17 protein-coding genes are annotated in these 20,468 nt (G+C 61.2%); 11 read left to right on the top strand and 6 right to left on the bottom strand.

Going from position 1 to position 20,468, the window contains the following annotated elements; genetic code table 11:
- Positions 1 to 177 precede the first annotated feature (177 nt).
- Complete coding sequence (locus VSR68_RS41760; RefSeq protein ID WP_342945264.1) at positions 178 to 321, bottom strand: hypothetical protein; 144 nt, start codon at positions 319 to 321, stop codon at positions 178 to 180.
- Between the two features lie 264 nt (positions 322 to 585).
- On the opposite strand from VSR68_RS41760, the gene VSR68_RS41755 reads away from it, so the two are divergent.
- Both VSR68_RS41755 and VSR68_RS41750 read left to right on the top strand, forming a co-directional pair.
- A complete protein-coding gene (locus tag VSR68_RS41755; RefSeq protein ID WP_342945263.1) occupies positions 586 to 1,482 on the top strand; it encodes a hypothetical protein in 897 nt (298 codons plus the stop codon).
- A 192-nt stretch (positions 1,483 to 1,674) separates the two neighbouring features.
- Positions 1,675 to 3,069 carry an FAD-binding oxidoreductase gene (locus VSR68_RS41750; RefSeq protein ID WP_342945262.1) on the top strand — a complete coding sequence of 465 codons (1,395 nt, stop codon included), beginning with the start codon at positions 1,675 to 1,677 and terminating at the stop codon, positions 3,067 to 3,069.
- Between the two features lie 40 nt (positions 3,070 to 3,109).
- Here VSR68_RS41750 and VSR68_RS41745 read toward each other — a convergent pair whose 3' ends face one another.
- Both VSR68_RS41745 and VSR68_RS41740 read right to left on the bottom strand, forming a co-directional pair.
- On the bottom strand, positions 3,110 to 3,544 hold the full coding sequence (locus VSR68_RS41745; protein ID WP_342945261.1) for a response regulator: 435 nt from the start codon (positions 3,542 to 3,544) through the stop codon (positions 3,110 to 3,112).
- A 112-nt stretch (positions 3,545 to 3,656) separates the two neighbouring features.
- Complete coding sequence (locus VSR68_RS41740) at positions 3,657 to 3,983, bottom strand: hypothetical protein (RefSeq protein ID WP_342945260.1); 327 nt, start codon at positions 3,981 to 3,983, stop codon at positions 3,657 to 3,659.
- A 35-nt stretch (positions 3,984 to 4,018) separates the two neighbouring features.
- On the opposite strand from VSR68_RS41740, the gene VSR68_RS41735 reads away from it, so the two are divergent.
- Both VSR68_RS41735 and VSR68_RS41730 read left to right on the top strand, forming a co-directional pair.
- Positions 4,019 to 4,441: a hypothetical protein gene (locus VSR68_RS41735; RefSeq protein WP_342945259.1), complete on the top strand. Its 423-nt coding sequence runs from the start codon at positions 4,019 to 4,021 to the stop codon at positions 4,439 to 4,441.
- Between the two features lie 70 nt (positions 4,442 to 4,511).
- On the top strand, positions 4,512 to 5,204 hold the full coding sequence (locus tag VSR68_RS41730; protein ID WP_342945258.1) for a hypothetical protein: 693 nt from the start codon (positions 4,512 to 4,514) through the stop codon (positions 5,202 to 5,204).
- Positions 5,205 to 5,341: 137 nt separating this feature from the next.
- Here VSR68_RS41730 and VSR68_RS41725 read toward each other — a convergent pair whose 3' ends face one another.
- Positions 5,342 to 5,668, bottom strand: a complete 327-nt coding sequence (locus VSR68_RS41725; RefSeq protein WP_342945257.1) for a DUF4148 domain-containing protein — start codon at positions 5,666 to 5,668, stop codon at positions 5,342 to 5,344.
- A 351-nt stretch (positions 5,669 to 6,019) separates the two neighbouring features.
- Here VSR68_RS41725 and VSR68_RS41720 point away from each other — a divergent pair, with 351 nt between their 5' ends.
- Genes VSR68_RS41720 through VSR68_RS41710 form a run of 3 tightly spaced genes read left to right on the top strand, consistent with a single transcriptional unit; the run spans position 6,020 to position 11,981 of the window.
- On the top strand, positions 6,020 to 9,217 hold the full coding sequence (locus VSR68_RS41720) for an efflux RND transporter permease subunit (protein WP_342945256.1): 3,198 nt from the start codon (positions 6,020 to 6,022) through the stop codon (positions 9,215 to 9,217).
- A 9-nt stretch (positions 9,218 to 9,226) separates the two neighbouring features.
- On the top strand, positions 9,227 to 10,501 hold the full coding sequence (locus VSR68_RS41715; protein WP_342945255.1) for an efflux RND transporter periplasmic adaptor subunit: 1,275 nt from the start codon (positions 9,227 to 9,229) through the stop codon (positions 10,499 to 10,501).
- A gap of 19 nt (positions 10,502 to 10,520) precedes the next feature.
- A complete protein-coding gene (locus VSR68_RS41710; protein ID WP_342945254.1) occupies positions 10,521 to 11,981 on the top strand; it encodes an efflux transporter outer membrane subunit in 1,461 nt (486 codons plus the stop codon).
- Positions 11,982 to 12,292: 311 nt separating this feature from the next.
- On the opposite strand, the gene VSR68_RS41705 is transcribed toward VSR68_RS41710, so the two are convergent.
- Both VSR68_RS41705 and VSR68_RS41700 read right to left on the bottom strand, forming a co-directional pair.
- Positions 12,293 to 13,234 (bottom strand): LysR family transcriptional regulator, encoded by a 942-nt coding sequence (locus tag VSR68_RS41705; protein WP_342945253.1) that lies wholly within the window; start codon positions 13,232 to 13,234, stop codon positions 12,293 to 12,295.
- 224 nt (positions 13,235 to 13,458) lie between these two features.
- The gene (locus VSR68_RS41700; protein WP_342945252.1) at positions 13,459 to 13,875 is read right to left on the bottom strand and encodes a MarR family winged helix-turn-helix transcriptional regulator; all 417 of its coding nucleotides are present in this window, start codon (positions 13,873 to 13,875) and stop codon (positions 13,459 to 13,461) included.
- Between the two features lie 271 nt (positions 13,876 to 14,146).
- Between VSR68_RS41700 and VSR68_RS41695 the strand changes: the two genes are divergently transcribed.
- The 4 genes from VSR68_RS41695 (at position 14,147) to VSR68_RS41680 (ending at position 19,561) form a co-directional block, all read left to right on the top strand.
- Positions 14,147 to 14,986, top strand: a complete 840-nt coding sequence (locus VSR68_RS41695) for a MipA/OmpV family protein (protein WP_342945265.1) — start codon at positions 14,147 to 14,149, stop codon at positions 14,984 to 14,986.
- A 1,003-nt stretch (positions 14,987 to 15,989) separates the two neighbouring features.
- Positions 15,990 to 17,345, top strand: a complete 1,356-nt coding sequence (locus VSR68_RS41690) for a replication initiation protein (RefSeq protein WP_342945251.1) — start codon at positions 15,990 to 15,992, stop codon at positions 17,343 to 17,345.
- An 84-nt stretch (positions 17,346 to 17,429) separates the two neighbouring features.
- Positions 17,430 to 18,581, top strand: coding sequence for a ParA family protein (locus tag VSR68_RS41685; RefSeq protein WP_342945250.1), 1,152 nt, complete (start codon positions 17,430 to 17,432; stop codon positions 18,579 to 18,581).
- A gap of 11 nt (positions 18,582 to 18,592) precedes the next feature.
- Positions 18,593 to 19,561 (top strand): ParB/RepB/Spo0J family partition protein, encoded by a 969-nt coding sequence (locus tag VSR68_RS41680; RefSeq protein WP_342945249.1) that lies wholly within the window; start codon positions 18,593 to 18,595, stop codon positions 19,559 to 19,561.
- Positions 19,562 to 20,468: the final 907 nt, after the last annotated feature.

Here is a 20,468-nt window from a genome sequence, read left to right as displayed (position 1 = left end):
TTCGGTTCTTGACGAACCGGTCGCTCACTCAAAATCACTGACAGATGGTTCGACCGGGTTTCTCAACCCCGTCAAACCTTCCTCAATTTCTTTCTGTGTGAGACTCGATTACTTTTGCCTTCGGCAGTTCATACGAACCACCGCGCGCCATCATCGAGCACCCACACCTGTCGGCTGTTAGTTTTTAAAGAACACCGCTAAAAGCTGCTGCTTTTTCGCGTCCCCGTCGTTTGGAGAGGCCGAATTATGCGGATCGCCATTCACCGCGTCAAGCACTTCTGCAAATAATTTTTTTGGACCAGAATAAGCGGTCGTGCGCATATAGCAATTGCCTCTGTCAAGAGGCACTCACGAATTCCTTTGTACTCTCCATGCGTTCGACTTCATTGCGCAACTGGCAAGTCGGTTCACTGGGCCATATGCATCCGACTATTGGGGCACGCTTATCACGCGGTTGTTTAACGCCCCTCCGTTGACTAGTCTTTTTGCACACACTCGATGAACTGCGGGGCACAAGCCGCGCGATCCGAAGCCGGGATCTCGGGTGTCTGTCACTGTCGATACGACGAGATATCGAGGGCCATCGTGAGCACATATGACTCCGCCGCCGAGAACAACGTCTACAGCGAAACGCAGCGCAGGATCGAAAAAGATCTGCAACGACGCGCAGAGGAAAATCAGGCGCGCGTCGACGGAATAAGGCAGCAGCGCAGCCATCTGTCGGGAGGCCTCATTCCGTTGATCATCGTGGCCGACGGCGACTCATGGTTCGACTATCCGCTTCCGTTGATCGGTCATACAGACGTTGCGGACAGCCTGAAAAGCCAGGCAACACTGACGCCCGCGATGATGAAACTCGCCCACTACGGCGATGCAACGACCACCCTGATGGGCGTGACGAAACGTCAGCGATTGATCGACTACATCAGTGAGCCGGCACACGGCCCAATCGACGTCCTCATGTTCTCAGGCGGAGGCAACGATCTGGTCGGCGATCAGTTCCGTTTCTGGCTGGAGAATGCAGCGGACGTGAATAACGACCCGACCCAAGGCGTCAATAGCGAACTCTTGCGCGACATATTGGGCGTCGTTAATGGCGCCTACCTCGAGTTGATCCGAATACGAAACCTGTATGCGAGCAACGCAACCATCCTCCTTCACGCGTACGATTTCGCGATTCCGACGGGCATTGGAGCGTGTCCGTTTGCCGGCCCCTGGCTTCGACCTTCGCTCGTGGAGCAAGGTTGGCCCGATGTCGAGCAAGGCCGGCACATTGTGAAGACCATCCTCGAAGCCTTTAAAAGCAGGTTGAAAGATCTGTGCGCGATCAACCAAAACGTCGTGCTCGTCGAAACGCAAGGTACGCTGTCATCCAGTGACTGGGCAAATGAACTTCATCCCACTCCGGATGGATTCGGCAAGCTTGCCGCGCGGTTCCGTTCGACATTGCAGAGCATCCCCAGATTCAGGAACAGAATCTGATTTCCGATTGCCCGGCTTCACGCACGCATGCGCGTCGGCCACGCGCGATGCCGCATCATTTTTTATCATGTATTGCATGCGGATTAATCGATTGCGCGGAATCGGCCAGTGGGCAATAGTGAGCGTCTGCCGTCGACGTGCGCGTTCGCGCGTCAGCATCTGGCCTGACCCTGCCGCCTCTGGAGCGTTCAAGTGGAATCGCGGAACCAAGCCGACATCCTCGCCACATTGACAAAGGAACTGGGAACCGACATCGTGACGCCGGGCATCGACGTCGCGCCGCGCTACTTCACAGGCTTCGGCGAAGCACCCGGCAGCCGCCCTCTGGCGCTCGCGCGTCCACGCTCGGCCGAAGAGGTGTCGCGCGTCTTGCGGCTCTGTCATCGCCTCGGTATGGCAGTGGTGCCGCAAGGGGGCATGACGGGTCTCGCAGGCGGCGCAGTCCCGCTAGGCGGCGAGATCGTGCTGTCGATGGAGCGTTGCAGCGGAATCGAAGAAATCGACGTTGCGGCCAGCACCGTCACCGTGAAGGCCGGAACCGTGCTGCAGACGGTACAGGAAGCGGTGCGCGCCGCCGGCTTCGAGTTGGGGTACGACCTCGGCGCGCGCGGCTCGTGCCAGATCGGCGGCAATCTCGCGACCAACGCCGGCGGCAATCGCGCGATCCGCTTCGGCGTCGTGCGCGATCAGGTTCTCGGACTCGAAGCAGTACTCGCCGACGGAACGATCGTCGGCTCGCTCAACAAGATGCTGAAGAACAATACCGGCTACGACTGGAAGCACCTGTTGATCGGCAGCGAAGGCACGCTCGGTGTGATCACCCGCGCGGTGCTCAAGCTCTATCCCGAGCTTCCGTCGGCTTCGACGTGCCTGTGCGTCGTGCCGGATTATCAGTCGGTGGTCGCGCTCTGGCAGCAGGTCCGCGCGCAATTGCCCGATGCCAGCAGCTTCGAAGTGATGTGGGCGGACTTCTATCGCTATGTGTCGGCGAATACGCCCGGTGTGCAGGCGCCTTTGCCGGCACAACAAGCCTTCTACGTGCTGATCGAATGCGCGACGGCCGCCCACGACGCGAAAGCAAGCGCCGCGCGGCTCGAAAGCTGCCTCGGCGCCTGGCTCGAAGCGAATCTCGTCAGCGATGCCGTCCTCGCCACTTCGTTGCAGCAGGCGCAATCGCTATGGCTGATCCGCGAAGGGCTCGCGATCGATGAGCTACCCAATCTGATCAATTACGATGTGAGCCTGCCGATAGGGCTTATCGGCGAGTTTGCCGAGCGCTGCGAGAAGGCGCTGATCTCGCGCTGGCCGCAGGTTGTCAGCCTTTTCTTTGGTCATCTCGGCGACAGCAACGTGCACATCGGCGTGTCCATCGAAGAACTGCCCGTCGACGACGTGCATGCGGTCGATGTCGTCGTGTATGAGGTCGTGCGCGCGATGGGAGGCTCGGTCTCTGCCGAACACGGAATCGGCACGCACAAGAAGCCGTTTCTCGGCTATTCGCGCTCGCCCGCTGAACTCGCACTGATGCGCACGCTCAAGAACGCGCTCGATCCCAAGGGCATACTCAATCCGGGAAAAGTACTGTAAGCGCCTTCGCTGATGAACGCGACACGCGGGTCCGTTTCAATCAACTGTCTGTTTTACGTATCGATCTTTCCGCAGACGCATTGCGGTGAATGCGTGCTTCACCCAAACCGCGATACACGCGCTCGGTACTGAAACGCAGACGATGCATCGTTTCGAACAGGGCCGCGAGGTCCAGCGGCTTGCGAAAGTAGCCGTCGTAGCGGACGAACGCGGGCGGCGTCAGCTCGCCCGACACGAGAATGAAAATGGCGTCGGCGATCGTCGCGTCGTCGCGCATGCGCTCGCACAACACGCCGCCCGACATGCGGGGCATGCGCAGATCGGCAATGACGTAATCGACGGCCGACGCACGCAGCAATTCGAGCGCCTCGACACCGTCGGCGGCCATCAATACCTCATAGCCCGCGTGCAGAAATGCGCTCGCCCATGCATCGAGCGTAGACGGCTCGTCGTCGACGAGAAGGGCGCGTTCCATCGCAGCGGGCTCCGCGAACACGGAAAGATTCAATCATATGAATAAAGCCCGGTCTGTTCAAGGAACGTTCGGGTCACAGAGCGCGATTAATGGCGCTCTGTGACCTTGTCCGTCAACCGCCGTGATACATCGGATCGAGGGTATCCGACGGATCGCGATGGCCCGACTGCGACCGGGTGAATTCGTCGCCGCCCATGTCGCCCCGGTTCTGGTCGTCCATGCCGCCCTGCTCGTGTTTCATCGTCGTCGTGCGAACGGTTTGAGCATGATGAGAGACGGACTGAGAGACGGACGCATGGGCCGCGGAGTAATCGGCGGAGGAGGATGCTGAGCCATAACCGCCCGCGAAGGACGGAACAGACGACATCGAAGCGCACGCGACCAGCAGCGCGGCGAGGGATTTCGCTTTCATGACGACTCCAATAAGCGTGTCGAACATCCGTATGCACCTGGTTCAGGTCCATTGCGCGCGCCATGTTCAACGTTGATGGAACGATCGGCCAGGCCGCGCACCAGCAAAGAGGCTCGAACGAACAACTCGCTTTTCGGAATCCGATCGATATTGCCGACGCCGTAGCGGCAGCACGAAACCGGTCGTCGTTGCGCCCGCATCCACAATTGCACGGCTTATGCCAATGCCGGGATGCGTATCGTCTAAACGATCCTGAGCGCCTGAAAATTAAAGGACTCCGCCCGCAATCAGGGCGTTTCCATTGCTTTGGTGACGACCGCGTAGTGTCTGACGATAGCCAACGTTTGGCGACCGGCCGTAAGCGTGCATCCAACAGAAGAAAGCGTGCGCGCTACGTCGAAAAGTCGATGCGGGTCTATCGCTGCGTTGCTGTCCGACCGCGACTAATCATTGTCGGACCCGACGTCGCAAGCGCCGCACACTGACACTTACCATTGAGGGGAAACCGCGCCGCGTAGATCAGATCAATGCTCACATTCTCACGGGATGGCCGGCATGATCAGTCAGACAAAAAGCCTTGCCCTAACGGGGCTGCTGATCGGCGGCGCCGTCGTGGCGGCGTGGCTGATCGACCCCGACAGGCATCATCCGTCTGACGTGAAAACGGCGGCTGCCGCGAGCGCGCGCGACATCACTTACCTGCCGCTTCACGACACAACCGCTGACACAGACACAATCTCGCTCGAACGCCCGCTCGATCCGCGCTTTGCGTCCACGTTGCAAGCGGCGCGCGACAGCCTGGGCCGTCACGACCGAGCGTCCGCGAAAGTGCTGGTCGACGCGATTCTGATGCTGGACAAGAACAACGCGCAGGCACTGGCACTGCAGCGCGAACTGCAGTCGCACGATGCCGCGCCCGCTGACAACAATAAAGCCGTCGCGGTGGTTGCCGATACGCAGCCCGGCGCGCAGGCCAGCGCAAAGGCCGCAAAGAAAACGGCGGCCCCGCACCGGCATCGCCCCAGGACGCCGCGAGCGAATCCCGAAACGACGCCCGATGACATGATCCCGAGTCGCGGCATGCCACCCATTCTCGGCGACACGGTCGACACACCCGCGACGGCAGCCGCCGAGCAGGTCAGTACGGGAGCAGAGCGAACAAGCGAGCACATGAAGCCTGCGCACACCGGCTCGCAGGGATCGGATGGCGCGACGGGCGAAGCCGCGCACAGCGGCGACGATCAGTGAACGTGCTGGGGTGCTGACGAACTGCTGCGAGCGTCCGCCTCGCTTTTTGTTTTCCTCTCGGTCCTCGCAGCGGAATTCCCGCGCGGGCTTCTCTTCTCAGGACATGCGGCGAGCGTATTGCGCTCGCCGCGTCGCGCTCATTGACCGCCGAAGAAAATCGACTTCGGATGTCCGTCCGTCGTGTTGGGCGCGCCCATCTGCATCGAGCCATTCGGCGCTACGCCGCCGACGGCCGTGTGCTCCATCGGCTGCTGCTCGCCTGTCGATGCCTTCGCTTCGGCTGCCTGGATATCGGCAGGGTAAGTCGCTTCGTCGCCGCCCGGACGATAGCCCGCTTGTTCGACGCGTTGGAGATCTTCACGCACCTGAGCGCGCGTGACCGGCCCTTGATCGGCCTGAGCAAAAGAGAGTGCCGGCGCAGCCAGTGCGCACGAAACGATAACAACCTGAATCAGTGCTTTCATGATGGTTCACCTGCGTGTAAATCGTTGACCAGCGCCGCCTTCTTCACGAAGGCGGCCCCAATGCCCTTCGCCGCAGATTCGCGTGGTTCGTCTCTTGTCGGTTTCGGTTCGCAAAGGGTTAACGTCATTGTGTGCAATGAGTGCTGACCTAAGCCTGTCTCTCACATGACAAATGCGTCATCTACTCGATGGGCATGCATCACGGCCCATCAATCGCCCCGCAAGATGTCGGATTTGTAATGTGCCAGTCACTAATGGGTAAGTGCGCCGCCGCCACACTGCGACCCCATGACATGCCCGCGCGTGAACCGCGCATGCGCATGCCGACAGTTCATCGTCCAAGGAAACGTCATGTGGATCGTCAAGCTGGCCCTGCGGCGGCCCTACACTTTTGTCGTGCTGGCAGTGCTGCTCTTCATCGTCGGGCCGCTCGCGATCCTGCGCACGCCGACGGATATCTTTCCGAACATCGACATTCCCGTCGTCAGCATCGTCTGGTCGTACAACGGCTTTTCCGCCGAAGACATGGCACATCGGATCACGTCGAACTACGAGCGCGCGCTCACGAGCGACGTCGACGATATCGAGCACATCGAGTCGCAATCGCTGAATGGCGTGTCCGTCGTTAAGGTGTTCTTTCATCCGGGCGCCGACATCAATCGCGCGATCGCCGAAGCCGCGTCGAACTCCGCGTCGATCCTGCGCATCCTGCCGCCGGGCACGCTGCCGCCGAACATCATCACGTATAACGCGTCGACGGTGCCCGTGCTGCAACTGGGTCTTTCGAGCCCGACGCTGCCCGAACAGACGCTCTACGATCTCGGCAACAGCTTCATCCGCACGCAGCTCGCGACCGTTCAGGGCGCCGCCGTGCCGCTGCCCTACGGCGGCAAGATCCGGCAGATCATGGTGCAGCTCGATCCGAAGGCGCTGCAAGCGAAAGGCCTCGCACCCAGCGACGTCGTCAATGCCGTCAACGCACAGAACCTGATCCTGCCGGGCGGCACCGCGAAGATCGGCTCGCGCGAATACAACGTCGAAATGAACGGCAGCACCGACACGGTCGCCGCGCTCAACGATCTGCCCATCAAGACCGTGAACGGCAGCGTGGTCTATGTGCGCGACGTCGCGCACGTGATCGACGGCTACGCGCCGCAAACGAATATCGTGCGCAGCGACGGCAAGCGCTCGGCGCTCTTGCAGGTCGAAAAGACGGGCAGCGCATCGACGCTCACGATCATCCAGCAGGTCAAGTCGATGTTGCCGAAGATCGCGGCCGGCCTGCCGAACGCGCTGCACATCACACCGCTTTCCGATCAGTCCGTGTTCGTGAAGTCCGCGATCTCGAGCGTCGTGCGCGAAGCGCTGATCGCCGCATGCCTGACGGCCGCGATGATCCTGCTCTTTCTCGGCAGCTGGCGCGCGACGCTGATCATCGCCGTGTCGATTCCGCTTGCGGTGCTCACGTCGCTGATCGCGCTGTCGGCGCTCGGTCAAACGATCAACATCATGACGCTCGGCGGACTGGCGCTCGCGGTCGGCATTCTCGTCGACGACGCGACCGTGGCAATCGAAAACATCACGCATCACCTCGAAAAAGGCGAGCCGCTGCACGACGCGATACTGAACGGCTCCGGCGAAATTGCCGTGCCGACATTCGTGTCGACGCTCGCGATCTGCATCGTGTTCGTGCCGATGTTTCTGCTCTCGGGCGTCGCGCGCTATCTGTTCGTGCCGATGGCGGAAGCCGTCGTGTTCGCGATGTGCGCGTCGTACTTTTTCTCGCGCACGCTCATTCCGACACTCGCGATGTACCTGATGCGCGCACCGTCGAAGAACGGCAATGCCGTGCGCGGCCGCCTCGCGATCTTCGCGCGCTTTCAGGCCCGCTTCGAACACCGCTTCGAAGCGTTGCGCAACGGCTATCGTCGCGTCTTGCAACGCGCGATTGCGAGCCGTCGCCGCTTCATTCCCGTCTATCTCGCGCTGTGCGTGGGATCGCTCGCGCTGATTCCGTTCGCGGGCCGCGACTTCTTTCCAGCCGTCGATACGGGCGAAATCCGTCTGCATCTGCGCGCGCCGACGGGCACGCGCATCGAACAGACGGCGCGCATCACCGATGAAGTCGAAGCAAAGATACGCACCGTGATTCCGCAGTCGGAACAGGCGGCCGTGCTCGACAACATCGGCGTGCCCGTGAGCGGCATCAACCTGACCTACGACTCATCGGACCCGATCGGCCCCGAAGACGCCGACATCATGGTGACGCTCAAGCCCGATCACAAGCCGACCGCTCAATACGTCGCGCAATTGCGCAACGTGCTGGCCGCATCGTTTCCGGGCGTCACGTTCGCGTTCCTGCCCGCCGATATCGTCAGCCAGATCCTGAACTTCGGTCTGCCCGCGCCCATCGACGTGCAGATCGTCGGCAACAAGCTCGCGCAGAATCGCGTCGTCGTGGACAAGCTGCTCGCGCAGATGCGCAGCGTGCGTGGCCTCGTCGATGCGCGCATCCAGCAGCCTGGCGACGAGCCGACCATCGACGTCGACGTCGATCGCACGAAGGCGATGCAAGCGGGGCTCACGCAAAAGGACGTCGCGCAGAATCTGCTGATCGCGCTGTCGGGCAGTTCGCAAACGACGCCGAATTTCTGGCTCGATCCGAAGAACGGCGTCAGCTATCCGTTGATGGCGGAAGTCCCGCAGTACGACATTCATTCGCTGCAAACGCTCGCCAACATTCCGCTGACGACGAACCGTGTCAGCGTGAATCCGCAGAATCAGCTGGGCACGCTCGGCACGATGTCGCGCACCTCGCAACAGGCTGTCGTATCGCACTACAACGTGCAGCCCGTGCTCGACATTTTCGCGTCGACGCAAGGGCGCGATCTGGGCGGCGTCGCCGCGGACGTGACGAAACTCGTCGATGCGGCGCGCGCGCAGTTGCCGCCCGGTTCGTCGATCGTGATTCGCGGACAGGTGCAGTCGATGAACGAGTCGTTTGCCGGCCTCGGCGCGGGTCTCGTGTTCGCGATCGCGCTCGTCTATCTGCTGATGGTGGTGAATTTCCAGTCGTGGCTCGATCCGCTCATCATCGTCAGCGGCTTGCCGGGGTCGCTCGCGGGCATCGCGTGGATGCTTTTCGCCACGCATACGACGCTCAGCGTTCCTGCGCTGACGGGCACGATCTTGTGCATCGGCATCGCGACGGCCAACAGCATTCTCGTGATCAACACCGCGCGCGAGTCGCTCGCCGCCGGCATGGAGCCGCTCGCCGCCGCGCTCGACGCGGGCTTCAACCGCTTTCGCCCCGTGCTGATGACTGCGCTCGCGATGCTGATCGGCATGCTGCCGATGGCGCTCGGCCTCGGCGACGGCGGCGAACAGAATGCGCCGCTCGGCCGCGCGGTAATCGGCGGCCTCGCGATCGGCACGCTGTCGACGCTGATGTTCGTGCCCGTCGTCTTCGGGACGGTGCATGCGTGGCTCGCGAAGCGCCGCGCGCACGCCGACGCGAAGCGCGCCGACGTGACCACACACGCTCAATAAGGACACTTCATGACCACGCCCAATCTGCCGACGGAGCGCGAACCGTCCACCGGCACGGACCTCGCGCTCGCCGATTCTGCCGGCACCCAGCAACCTGCCATCGCCGGCAAGCGCATGCGCTTCGTATTGCCCATCGCGCTCGCGGCCATTGCCGCCGCGCTGCTCGCGATCGGCATCGTGCCGCGCCTGCATGCGAGCACGTCGCTCACGGATCAGGTGAACGCGCAGCGCTATCTGACCGTCGATGCGGTAACGCCGAAGCGCGCGCCCGCATCGCAGGAACTGCTGTTGCCGGGCTCCGTGATGCCCTACGCCGATGCGTCGATCTACGCGCGCACGAGCGGCTATATCCAGCACTGGTACGCGGATATCGGCGCGAAGGTGAAGGCGGGGCAAACGCTCGCGGACATCCAGACGCCGGAGCTCGACGCGCAGCTTCAACAGGCGCGCGCCGACGAGGCGAACGCGAGAGCGAACTACCGCTTTGCGAGCAGCACCGCGCAGCGCTGGCAGACGATGCTGCAAACGCAATCTGTCTCGCAGCAGGACGCGGACGCGAAGACGAGCGACAGCGCAGCGAAACGCGCTGCGTGGCAGGCGGCGCAGGCGAATGTCGCGCGGCTTTCGGAGCTCGTTTCGTACGAGAAAGTGACGGCGCCTTTCGACGGCGTGATCACCGCGCGCAACGTGAACATCGGCGCGCTGGTGACAGCGGGCGGATCGCCGGGACTTGCGGCCAACACGGGCGAGCTCTTTCACATCGAGCAGACGGACCGCTTGCGCGTCTATATCGACGTGCCACAAAACGACGCGAGCAGCGTGTCGGCGGGAGCGAAGGTCTATCTGACGACGCAGCAATATCCCGGCCGCCGCTTCGACGCGGTCGTCGCGCGCAGCGCCGATTCGATCGACCCGGTGAGCCGCACGTTGCGCGTCGAAGTGGACGTCGACAACCGCGATGGCGCGTTGCTTCCGGGCGCGTATGCGCAGGTTCATCTCGCGCTGCAAACGGCGCATCCGGCGCTCGAACTGCCCGTGAGCGCCCTGCTCTTCCGGCCCGATGGCGTGACCGTCGCGGTGATCGGCAACGACGACAAGGTGCAGCTGAAGACCGTGACGATCGGCCGCGATTTCGGCACCTCCGTCGAAGTCGCGACGGGTCTCGCAGCGAACGACCGCGTGATCGACAATCCCGGCGATTCGATCAGCAGCGGCGAAACCGTGCATGTCTCGACGGCGCCGACCACGCCGACGGCGGCTGCAACGTCCGCGCAGCACGGTTGAGCGCGAGGCGAGGCTGATCATGTTCAATGTCCGCGCATCGTTTTTCCGCAAGGCGCTTTTCATCGGCATCGCATGCGCGTTGAGCGCGTGCTCGACCTTGCCGCATTATTCGCAGCCGCAAACGGCCGTGCCCGATCACTATGCAAGCACGCCGCAGGCAGCGTCCGGCTGGACCGTTGCCACGCCCGCCGACGCGCAGTCGCGCGGCCCATGGTGGACGCTCTACGGCGACGACGAGCTGAATCGCCTCGAAGCACAGGTCGACGTGTCGAATCAGACCGTGCGCAAGGCCGTCGCGCAGCTGCAAGCGGCACGCGCAATGGTCGACTATCAGCGCGCCGGCTACGCGCCTGTCGTCACGGCGGGCGCGGCGCAAACGCGGTCGCGCACGTCGCAGAACGTCGCGGGCAAGTCGCTCGCTGGCAAGACGGTGCCCGACTACTCGGTCGGCATCGCGGCAAGCTGGGAGCCCGATCTGTTCGGCCGCGTGAAGGACGCGACCGTCAATGCGCGCGACAACGCGCAGGCGAGCGAAGCGGATCTGCAATCGGTGCGGCTGTCGGTCGCCACCGATCTCGCGATCGACTATTTCGACCTGCGCTCGCTCGACCGCCAGAAGAAACTGCTCGACGATACCGTGACGGCCTACGCCGCCGCGCTGCAGATCGTGCAGCAGCAATTGAAGGACGGCGCAATCGATGCGTCCGCCGTCGCCCAGGCGCAAACGCAGCTCGAAAGCACGCGCACGCAGGACAGCGATATCGACGTGCAGCGAGCGCAGCTTCAGCACGCGATTGCGACGCTGATCGGCCAGCCGGCTTCGTCGTTCGCGTTGCCGCCGAAAGTGGAGAACGTCGCGTTGCCGCAGATTCCGACGGGCGTGCCGTCGCAACTGCTCGAGCGCCGACCCGATATCGCCGCCGTCGAGCGGCGCGTCGCCGCGGCGAATGCGCAGATCGGGGAGGCGCGTGCGGCGTTTTATCCGGATTTGACGCTGTCGGCGGCGGCCGGGCTCGAAAGTACGTACTTCGCGCCGTGGTTGACCGCGCCGAGTCTGTTCTGGTCGCTCGGCGCACAGATCGCCGGGACGCTCTTCGACGGCGGCCGCCGCACGGCCGTTCTGAAGAACGCGACCGCGCAATATGACGGCGCCGTCGCCGATTACCGGCAAACGGTCCTGGTCGCGTTCCAGCAGGTCGAGGACAACCTGGCCGCGCTCGATACGCTCGCGAACGAAGCGGACAGCCAGCAACGCGCGACATCGGCGGCGGCGCTTTCGCTGAGGCTGACGACGAACCGCTATCAGGCGGGCGCCGTCAGCTATCTCGACGTCGTCAGCGCGCAGACCATCGCGCTCACCAACGAGCGCACGGCGGATCAGATCGACGCGCGGCGAGTCGACGCAAGCGTGCAGTTGCTAAAGGCGCTCGGCGGCGGATGGGATCGTGCGACGTTGGCGGATGCGCAAGTGTCGGAGTGACGAAGCGCCGCGCTTTGCAACTGCGGTCACATCCAGGTCGTTGTAAATAGATGCGGATTCGCAACAGGAACGGGGCCGTCAAGACGCGCGAACCATTGCTGTCCCGGTGCTCGCGGAAACGTTTCTGGCTGCGCCGCCGCTGATCGTCGCGGCATGCTCGTCGTTTGCGTACCGAGGGTGCTTAGGATGCCCTGAACACGGGGCCGCGTGGAGTCACAGAATGATCGAACGCGCAGCACTTCGTGCGGCGGGAAAGCGAACTGCCGTCTTCTTCGTCGGTGCGCATTCGACCGCCCTTCCCTCCCGTTTCGTTACGCGCCCTCTTCCAGCGCGATGTCGTCGTGCTTGACGGGCGCCGTGAGTGAATCGTATGCGGACTGCGCCGCAAGAAAATCGACGAGCGCGCGCACGTTCGGCGCGAGATTTCGGCGGCTACCGTATGCAATCGATAGCCCCGTCGAAGGCAAATTCGTATCGGGCAACACTTGCATGAGCGTACGGCCGTCGATGTCCTCCGCAACGATCGACGCCGGCAGCAACGCAATGCCCATGCCCTCGAGCGCCATGCGTCGCAGCATGTCATTGTTGTTCGCGCGGATGTGCGTCGCGTGCGGCGCGTTTGCATCAAGCCATCGGCGCGCGGGATCGTGCTCGGCCGCCGATGCGCCGTCTTCGTGCGAAAGCATCACGAGGCGCTCGAGGTCCATCAGCTGTCTGATGCGGCCGACGCTTGAAAGATAGCGTGGCGACGCGACCAGCATCGTCTGCGAACGCGCGACCAAGCGCACCACGACTGACCCGGGATGCGGATAGTAGTCGCTCGTCAGGGCTGCGTCGAAGCGTCCTTCCACCAGACTGATGGGACCGTCCGCATACAACACCTGCGGCACAACGAGCGGATAACGCGCCGTGTAGGCGCCCAACAGTTTCGCGAGATACCCCGCGCCGACCGTGCCCTGCACCGCAAGGCGCAGCGTGCCCGACGGCACGCCTGTCGCGGCCAGCAGTCCGCCTTCGACGTCGTCGATATCCGCGACGATCGCGCGCACGCGGTCCAGAAACAGCCGGCCGGCTTCCGTGAGCGTGACGCTGCGCGTCGTCCGTTGCAGCAGGCGTGCATCGAGACGCTCTTCGAGCGAAGCCACGCTGCGCGTCGCGACGGCGCTCGATACGTTCATCTGGTCCGCGGCGCCCGTAAAGCTGCCAAGCTCCGCGACCTTTACAAACATCCTGAGTGACTGCAGATAGTCCATCGTTGCCGCTTCTGTGAAGTCGGTTGCCCTGAGGAAAACGAGAGTCAGAGATTCGATGCTGGACTGTACAAAGGTAACGCGCGCGGATAAAGCGCCTGTGATTGAATTGACTGTTCAGGCCACTCCTACAATTTCATGAACCGAAATGTAGGCTGGACGCTGAGTTCCTCGCATGCGATAACACTTGATTAGCAAGACAACTGTTCGTCAACGACAGCGCTTCGTCATCTGAGGGCCTTGCGTATTTTGCGCATGCCCGTCACCGTGGTTTCGACGATGTCCGCTCCGATCCGCGAGCGCAGGCGCCTCGCGAGATGCGCGCTTGCGTCGGCGATGGATTTTTCTAACGCCTTGCCCGAGCGCGTCGGATGGACGCCCCACTCGCGCCCATCGGATGTGCCCTGCCGGCGCTCGACCAGTTTCTTTTCGGAAAGGCTGTCGACGAGCCGCGTCGCCGTGGGACGTGCGATGCCCAGTTTGTCGGCAATTTCGCTACCCAGACATCCCGGCGACGCCAGCACGACGCGCAAGACGAAACCCTGCGCTGGCGTCAGTCCAAATTCCGCATAGACGGGTGCCCATTCCCGCTCGACGAGACGGGCCAGCGCGGATGCATTGAAATAGAGGCATTGATCGAACATGGCGACCATTCGATCACGAATTGATTAGCAAGACAACTATATAGAGGAGTCGCGGAGCCTCGTCGGATGATTTGTCGAATGATCGGCGGCTTTCCGTTCTCGCGACGGGGCGCGCCGGTGAAGCCGATTACGTCACGGACGGCGCATGTCCATGAGAGCAGGCATAACGCTTGCGGCTTTCGCGTGACCTCCACTTGTCGTAAATTGGGGGCGTTGTGTGTAGCAAACAATGAGTCGCATCCCCGAACTCGCAACCGTGACGTTCGCCGACATGACAAAGCTACCCGTCTACGCCAGCCTCGCTTATATGATCTGCGGCGCGCCCGCCGCGTACGCGCAAACGCCGTCGCCGCTCGGCGAGTGGCAATATTCCGCAGGCATTCCGCTCGAAAAGATGTATCAGCCAAGCCGCCCCGACTGGGAAGTCAGGCTCGGCATCGGTTCGACTTTCCAACCGCGATACGACGGATCGGACCGCTATCACACGCTGGTCGGCCCGAGCCTCGACATCCGGTATAAGGACCTTGCCTTCCTGTCGACTGGAGAAGGCGTGGGCGTCAACGTGCTGCAAGGGAACAACTGGCGCGTCAGCATTGCTGCAGTCTACGACCTGGGCCGGCGCGCGCACGACGATCCGACACGGCTCGACGGACTCGGCAACATCAATCCTGCGCCGGAGGTCAAGCTGGCCGGGGAGTATGTGATCTCCAAGGAATTCCCTCTCGTGTTTCGCGGCACCGTGACGCGCAGTTTTGGTGGCTCGAACGGGTGGGTCGCCGATCTGGGCGCGTACATGCCGCTGCCGGGCAGTTCGGAAAATTTCTTTTGGTTTGCGGGGCCATCCGTCACGTTCGCCGATTCGAAGTACATGAATAGCTGGTTCGGCGTGAACGCCGCGCAGGCGGCTGCCTCTCAATACGCACGGTACGACGCAAGCGCGGGATTGAAGTCGGCGGGATTCGGCGTGACGCTGATCTGGTTCGTCGACAAACATTGGTTCGTCACCGCTGACGGCGCGCTCAAGCGGCTGCTCGGCAGCGCGGCAGGCAGCCCGATTACGCAGTCGAAAACCAACGGCGTGTGCGACGTGTCGATTAATTACCAATTCTGATACGAATGACGTTATTCGCGCCCAGTTGGGGCGGGCTGTGACCCGATTTCCTGGCGATCCTTACTATTGACGTAATTCGCGTGATTCAGCGCGCCTGACAGCTTGCGTGCGGTGGCTGTTTGGCACAGTTATGGTCCGTTTTACCGAGATCTGGCGAGAGTCAATGGATACACGCTCTGGGACTGTTGCGCTGCGCTCGCTACGCCCGCGATCTATTTACGGTAAATACAGTGCACGCCAGCCGATGTCCCCAGTTAGGGTGGGGAATTTCCACAAAGCGAATACGCAAAAGTCACGACACTTCGATCGTCCCCATCTGGGGTGACGACTGGAGCGAACTTGCTCAAGATGCGCCGCTATACTGCAGTAGCGAGCAGTGCAACTGCTTGATTCTTGTACCTTTGTCGGAAGGCGTGGTCGAATGTCCCCGATTGGGGTGTTAGATATCGTCCTACGACGCTATAAGTCGATTGTCCCCAAGCGGGGTGACAAGAGTCAGCAGATAAAGGAAATGGTCACCAGTTATTTACGATAAATACATACATGCTGAAAATGCACCGAGTGAAAGAAAGCGGAAATTGGTTTCTTGCTCAGAGAGTTAGCGTGGATCTCTCGCGATATTTCGAGCTTCTCGAAATTGGCGCTAATGTCCCTAGTCACGATTGAGATGGGCAATTTCTCATTGAAACAGCAACAGATTCTGGCGAGTTGTCCCCGTCTAGGGTGTCTTGAGGTTTGTATACCGTTTGGTAAACAACGTTTACACCGTTTACAGCAATCAATTCCTTACCAGATAAGGGTTTGAGGGACCTTATGTCTCCGTTTGGGGTGGCTAGCGTCCCCCATCGGGGTGTCGTTTCCGGTTAAACGTCCCCGTTCGGGGCGTCTCGCGCCCCCAATCGTGGTGGAATTGTCCCCGTCTGTGGTGGATTCGTCGAAAACCGGATTGACTTGGCCAAAAAGGGCGGACGAAACGGGGCAATTCGACGGATGCGCGTTTCAGATGTCCCAGACGATGATTGCAAGCTGGGGTCATTTAGCGCACAATCGCGGCATGCCCAAATCTTTGCCGAGCGAGGTTCGGAGCGAGAGCGTCAAAAAGCACGTCGCCGCGATTCATACGAGCGGCGAACTTTCGCTGCTGGAGCGAAAGCTTTCCAACGTGCTGCTGCTGCACTCGTACGACAACCTTCTGACCACGAGAACGCACCGCCTCCCGGTGCGGACGCTCATGCTCGTGCTCGGCTGGACGGAAAGCGAGAACACCGAGAAGCTACGCGAGGCATTGCGGCAGCTCGCCACCACGGCCGTCGAATTCAACGTCATGGATGACGGACGGGAGCGCTGGAGCGTGATGCCCATTCTGTCCTTTGCCGAAATCCGGGCAGGTGTGTGCTCGTATCGCTACGACGAGGCGCTCGCCGAAAAACTCTACGATCCGTCAATCTACGCTACCGTCAATCTCGGCGTGCAGCGCAAGTTTTCGAAATCGCACGCGCTGACACTCTACGAGAATTGTCTTCGTTTTCAGAAGGTTGGCTCGACCGGCTGGATCGAACTACCGGTGCTGCGGAAGCTGCTTGGCGCGACCCAGGAGTACTACGACGACTTCCGTCGGCTGAACAGCAAGGTCATTCAGAAGGCCGTGAAGGAAATCAACGACGTTTCGGACATCAACGTCGACGTCGAATATCAGCGGCTCGGCCGCTCGGTGACGGGGGTGAAATTTCTCATTCACCAAGGCGCTCAGCAGTCGCTTCTGACGCCGGAGACCGAAGACGAGTTCGCACACGTACGCGATACGGAGATTTATCGGAAACTTCGCGCGCATGGAATTGGCGACAAGCTCGCCCTCAGCTTTGTCATCGAAGACGAAGAGCGCGCGCGCCTCGTCGTTCAACTCGCTGAAGACAAAGACCGCAAAGGGCAGATCAAGCGGTCGACGGCTGGCTTTATTCGCACGCTGATCGAAAACAAGGCAGACGTCTCCGAGCCAGAGTACGAAAAGGAAAAACGCGAAAAGGCGCAGAAGCAGGCTGCTGCGGCTCGCTCCAGGACACTGGATGCGCGCATCCAGGAATTGCGAATCGATTTCGATCGGCTCCAGTGCGCCGCAGCCGTGAAGGCATTGACGCAGGATGAGAAGCGTACGTTCGCACGACAGTTCATCGAGGGCGATGGCGCCAAATACGCGCGAGAGTTCCGGCCTGACAGTCCGGGACTCTTTTCGGGTTCCGTCGGCCGCGTGAATTTTGCGTCCTGGTTGAGAAATCGCGTGCGGCCGGAATTCGACGTCGCCAAGTTTGACTTGTGGCTTTCTCAAAATCACCAGGACATTGCGTCGCAACGGAATTCCTGAAAATCGCGTTTTTCCGTTGAATTAATGGCTTTCTGTGGAGCCATCTGATATAAGCTGACTGCATCGTCTCCTGCGGATCAGCTAATGAACATCACCATTCAAGACATCGTCGATCAGGCCGCTCGCGCGACTGACATCGTCTCGCAGGTTCGGGGCCGCATGCTGGCGCCGAACGCCCGCAAAATCCCGCCTGTTTTCAACGCTTCGCAACTGGCCGTGCTGTGCGAAGTCGACAAGAGTCAAATTACCTATCGCGCGTCGAAGGGCGATCTTCCGCCCGGTACGGTGAATGCCACGGGTTCACGGCGCGAATTCTCATTGCCGGAAGCGCGTGAATGGGTGCGCGCCTATCGCAACAATGCGCTGCGTCCGGACAGCGCGCCGGCGATGACGGTCGCGATCGGCAACTTCAAAGGCGGTGTGAGCAAGACGACCACGGCGATGACCCTCGCACAGGGCCTGAGCTTGCGCGGACACCGCGTTCTGGTGATCGACACCGACCCGCAGGGGTCGCTGACCACGTTGTTCGGAATTCTGCCGGACACAGAGGTCGAAGAAGACTCGACGATCACCGCCCTTGCGACGGGCGATCAACGGAGCATCGAGTATGCGATCCGCGAGACATACTGGGACGGGATCGATCTCGTCCCGGCTTCGTCGTCGCTGTTCAACGTGGAATTTATCTTGCCGAGTCGCCAGATGAAGGAGCCGGACTTCGAGTTCTGGAACGTGCTCAATACGAGTCTTGAGCAGGCGCGCAGCAACTACGACGTGATCATCATCGATACGCCGCCCGCGCTGAGCTACGGCACTGTCAACGCGTTTATGGCCGCGGACGGCCTGATCGTCCCGACGCCGCCGAATGCACTCGACTTCGCCAGCTCGGCGCAGTTCTGGACGCTGTTCAGCGATCTCGCCTCGAATCTGACTGCGGAGACGAACACCGACAAGTCATTCGAGTTCATTCATGTGCTGCTTTCACGAGTCGACCCTGCGGATGCCGCGGCGGGCGTCGTGCGCGAGTGGATTTCCGCGACGTATGCGGAAAAAGTACTGCCCGTCGAGATTCCGAAGACGGCTGTGACGGCGGCGAGTTCGGCGGAGTTCGGAACCGTGTACGACATCTCGCGATACGACGGCAATGCGAAGACGTATCGCCGCGCGCGAGAGGCGTATGACCGCGTGACCGAAATCGTCGAGCAATCCATTGTGGCCTTTTGGGCAAAGTCCAAATAAGGGAGGGTTAGATGTCGATCAAGGACCGGCTGGCAAAAAAGACTGGTGATCTGATGGTGCCCGCGCCGGCGTCTCCTGAAGGCGGACGCGGCGCTTCTCCTCGCACGGCGCCCGGTCAGATGCTCGCGTTCCGTAGCGCGATGCGCGAAAGTTCCGATCGCGTCTCGCAATTGGAGGCGCAGCTGAAAGACTACGACGGAACCGTGCCGATTCGCGCGCTTGATCCCACGACGATTCACGCGTCGAAATGGGCGAATCGGCAGGATTTCGGCGACGAGAGCTTCGCCGAATTGAAATCGCTCATTTCGGAAGCTGGCGGCAACACTCAACCGATCAAGGTTCGACCGGACGCCGAGGGCGATGGGTACGAGATCGTGTTCGGTCATCGGCGCCATCGCGCGTGTCTGGAATTGGGGCTGCCGGTGAATGCGATCGTCGATCGTGAAATCACTGAGCAGAACCAGTTCGTCCAGATGGATCAGGAAAATCGGGCTCGCAAGAACCTGAGTCCGTGGGAACAGGGCGTCTGGTACAAGCGCGCGTTGGACGACAAATTGTGGCCGTCGCAGAACGCAATGGCGAAGGCGTGCGGGCTGTCGCAAGGAAATATTTCGAGTGCGCTGCTGGTGGCTGAACTGCCTGATGAAGTCGTTGCCGCATTTCCTTCGCCGCACGATATTCAGTTTCAGGGTGCCCGGAAATTGGCTGGTGCCGTCAAAAAGGCGCGGGACGAGATCGTGCAGCGCGCGATCGAGCTTGCGGAAGATTCGACGAGAACAGCGCCGGAAGTGTTGGCTGCACTGTTGGGTGCGAGTCGTCCTGCGGCACCCGCTCGTAAAGAAGAGGACGTCGGCATCGAGCGAAAGGGTGATTTGCTCGTGATCCGGCTCCGTGCGAGTGGCGTTCCGCAGGATCGGGTTGAGGAGCTTCGGCAGCTGATTACCGGGTTTCTTGAGGACGTGCAGTCGTCGGGGACTTAATGATGTGAAGGCGCCTGTCGTTGCTCACGGTAGGCGCTTTTTTTTGGGCATAGAGTTTTAAGGGCGGTGGCGGTCAGTCCGATGCTGCTTCAATTCCGAGTGGTCCCGTAGTTTCCTTGCATGGGTCGATACCGACCAGCCTCTTGCAGTACACCCCATTTCTTTCCCGCGTACGTGGGACTTGCTGCAATCACGGCTTCTTGCCTGCCCGTCATTCCTATTTCTCGACCTCTTTTCGGGGCACGCGTGGCGTGTCGATTTAATGTTGCTGGAGAGGCGCGTGTCTCTGATTGGTGTTTGGGTCCGCTCATGCTCAACGTGAGGCCAGCGGATGATCATCGTGGTTATTTACGGTAAATAGGATGGCGCCGGGCTCCGCATCGCAATGTGGCCACAACTGGATCGGCGCGCAATCTCGGACGGGAATGTTCTCTCGAGAAATCGGCGCGTGGTTATTTACGGTAAATAGGTGAAAGTGCGGCGAGCGACGAGCCGACAGTCATGCGGTTCGGCGGGCTATTTACGGTAAATAGTCGGTCACGCTCGTGACCGTCTACTGCCGCTGAGACGCTTGGAGTGAATTCAAGCGCTTATGCTCCAACGACGCTTCCGGCCACGATGAGGTCGAGCTCGAATCATGTAGAGCGTGCCGCCGTATGTGCTACGGGAGCGGAAACTGATCTGCAGGCAAACGCGAGCGGCGCTTGGCTACAACGTCTCGAACTAACTTGTAGGTCGGTCTGCGCCTATCACCGACAGAGGAACACGCTACTCTTGGCGCCGAGACCCGAGACCCGAGACCCGAGACCCGAGACCCGAGACCCGAGACCCGAGACCCGAGACCCGAGACCCGAGACCCGAGACCCGAGACCCGAGACCCGAGACCCGAGACCCGAGACCCGAGACC

The sequence above is a fragment of the Paraburkholderia phymatum genome (genome assembly GCF_038900715.1).
GTDB classification, from domain to species: Bacteria; Pseudomonadota; Gammaproteobacteria; order Burkholderiales; family Burkholderiaceae; genus Paraburkholderia; species Paraburkholderia phymatum_A.
This window is presented reverse-complemented; position numbering and strand designations above follow the sequence as displayed.

What these genes read in the sequence shown, in the direction of transcription:
- VSR68_RS41695 (WP_342945265.1), top strand. Translation starts at nt 14,147, where the DNA reads ATGACAAAGCTACCCGTCTACGCCAGCCTCGCTTATATGATCTGCGGC.
- VSR68_RS41720 (WP_342945256.1), top strand. Translation starts at nt 6,020, where the DNA reads ATGTGGATCGTCAAGCTGGCCCTGCGGCGGCCCTACACTTTTGTCGTG.
- VSR68_RS41710 (WP_342945254.1), top strand. Translation starts at nt 10,521, where the DNA reads ATGTTCAATGTCCGCGCATCGTTTTTCCGCAAGGCGCTTTTCATCGGC.
- VSR68_RS41715 (WP_342945255.1), top strand. Translation starts at nt 9,227, where the DNA reads ATGACCACGCCCAATCTGCCGACGGAGCGCGAACCGTCCACCGGCACG.
- VSR68_RS41705 (WP_342945253.1), bottom strand. Translation starts at nt 13,234, where the DNA reads ATGGACTATCTGCAGTCACTCAGGATGTTTGTAAAGGTCGCGGAGCTT.
- VSR68_RS41730 (WP_342945258.1), top strand. Translation starts at nt 4,512, where the DNA reads ATGATCAGTCAGACAAAAAGCCTTGCCCTAACGGGGCTGCTGATCGGC.
- VSR68_RS41690 (WP_342945251.1), top strand. Translation starts at nt 15,990, where the DNA reads ATGTCCCAGACGATGATTGCAAGCTGGGGTCATTTAGCGCACAATCGC.
- VSR68_RS41760 (WP_342945264.1), bottom strand. Translation starts at nt 321, where the DNA reads ATGCGCACGACCGCTTATTCTGGTCCAAAAAAATTATTTGCAGAAGTG.
- VSR68_RS41745 (WP_342945261.1), bottom strand. Translation starts at nt 3,544, where the DNA reads ATGGAACGCGCCCTTCTCGTCGACGACGAGCCGTCTACGCTCGATGCA.
- VSR68_RS41680 (WP_342945249.1), top strand. Translation starts at nt 18,593, where the DNA reads ATGTCGATCAAGGACCGGCTGGCAAAAAAGACTGGTGATCTGATGGTG.
- VSR68_RS41700 (WP_342945252.1), bottom strand. Translation starts at nt 13,875, where the DNA reads ATGTTCGATCAATGCCTCTATTTCAATGCATCCGCGCTGGCCCGTCTC.
- VSR68_RS41735 (WP_342945259.1), top strand. Translation starts at nt 4,019, where the DNA reads ATGTTCAACGTTGATGGAACGATCGGCCAGGCCGCGCACCAGCAAAGA.
- VSR68_RS41725 (WP_342945257.1), bottom strand. Translation starts at nt 5,668, where the DNA reads ATGAAAGCACTGATTCAGGTTGTTATCGTTTCGTGCGCACTGGCTGCG.
- VSR68_RS41685 (WP_342945250.1), top strand. Translation starts at nt 17,430, where the DNA reads ATGAACATCACCATTCAAGACATCGTCGATCAGGCCGCTCGCGCGACT.
- VSR68_RS41740 (WP_342945260.1), bottom strand. Translation starts at nt 3,983, where the DNA reads ATGTTCGACACGCTTATTGGAGTCGTCATGAAAGCGAAATCCCTCGCC.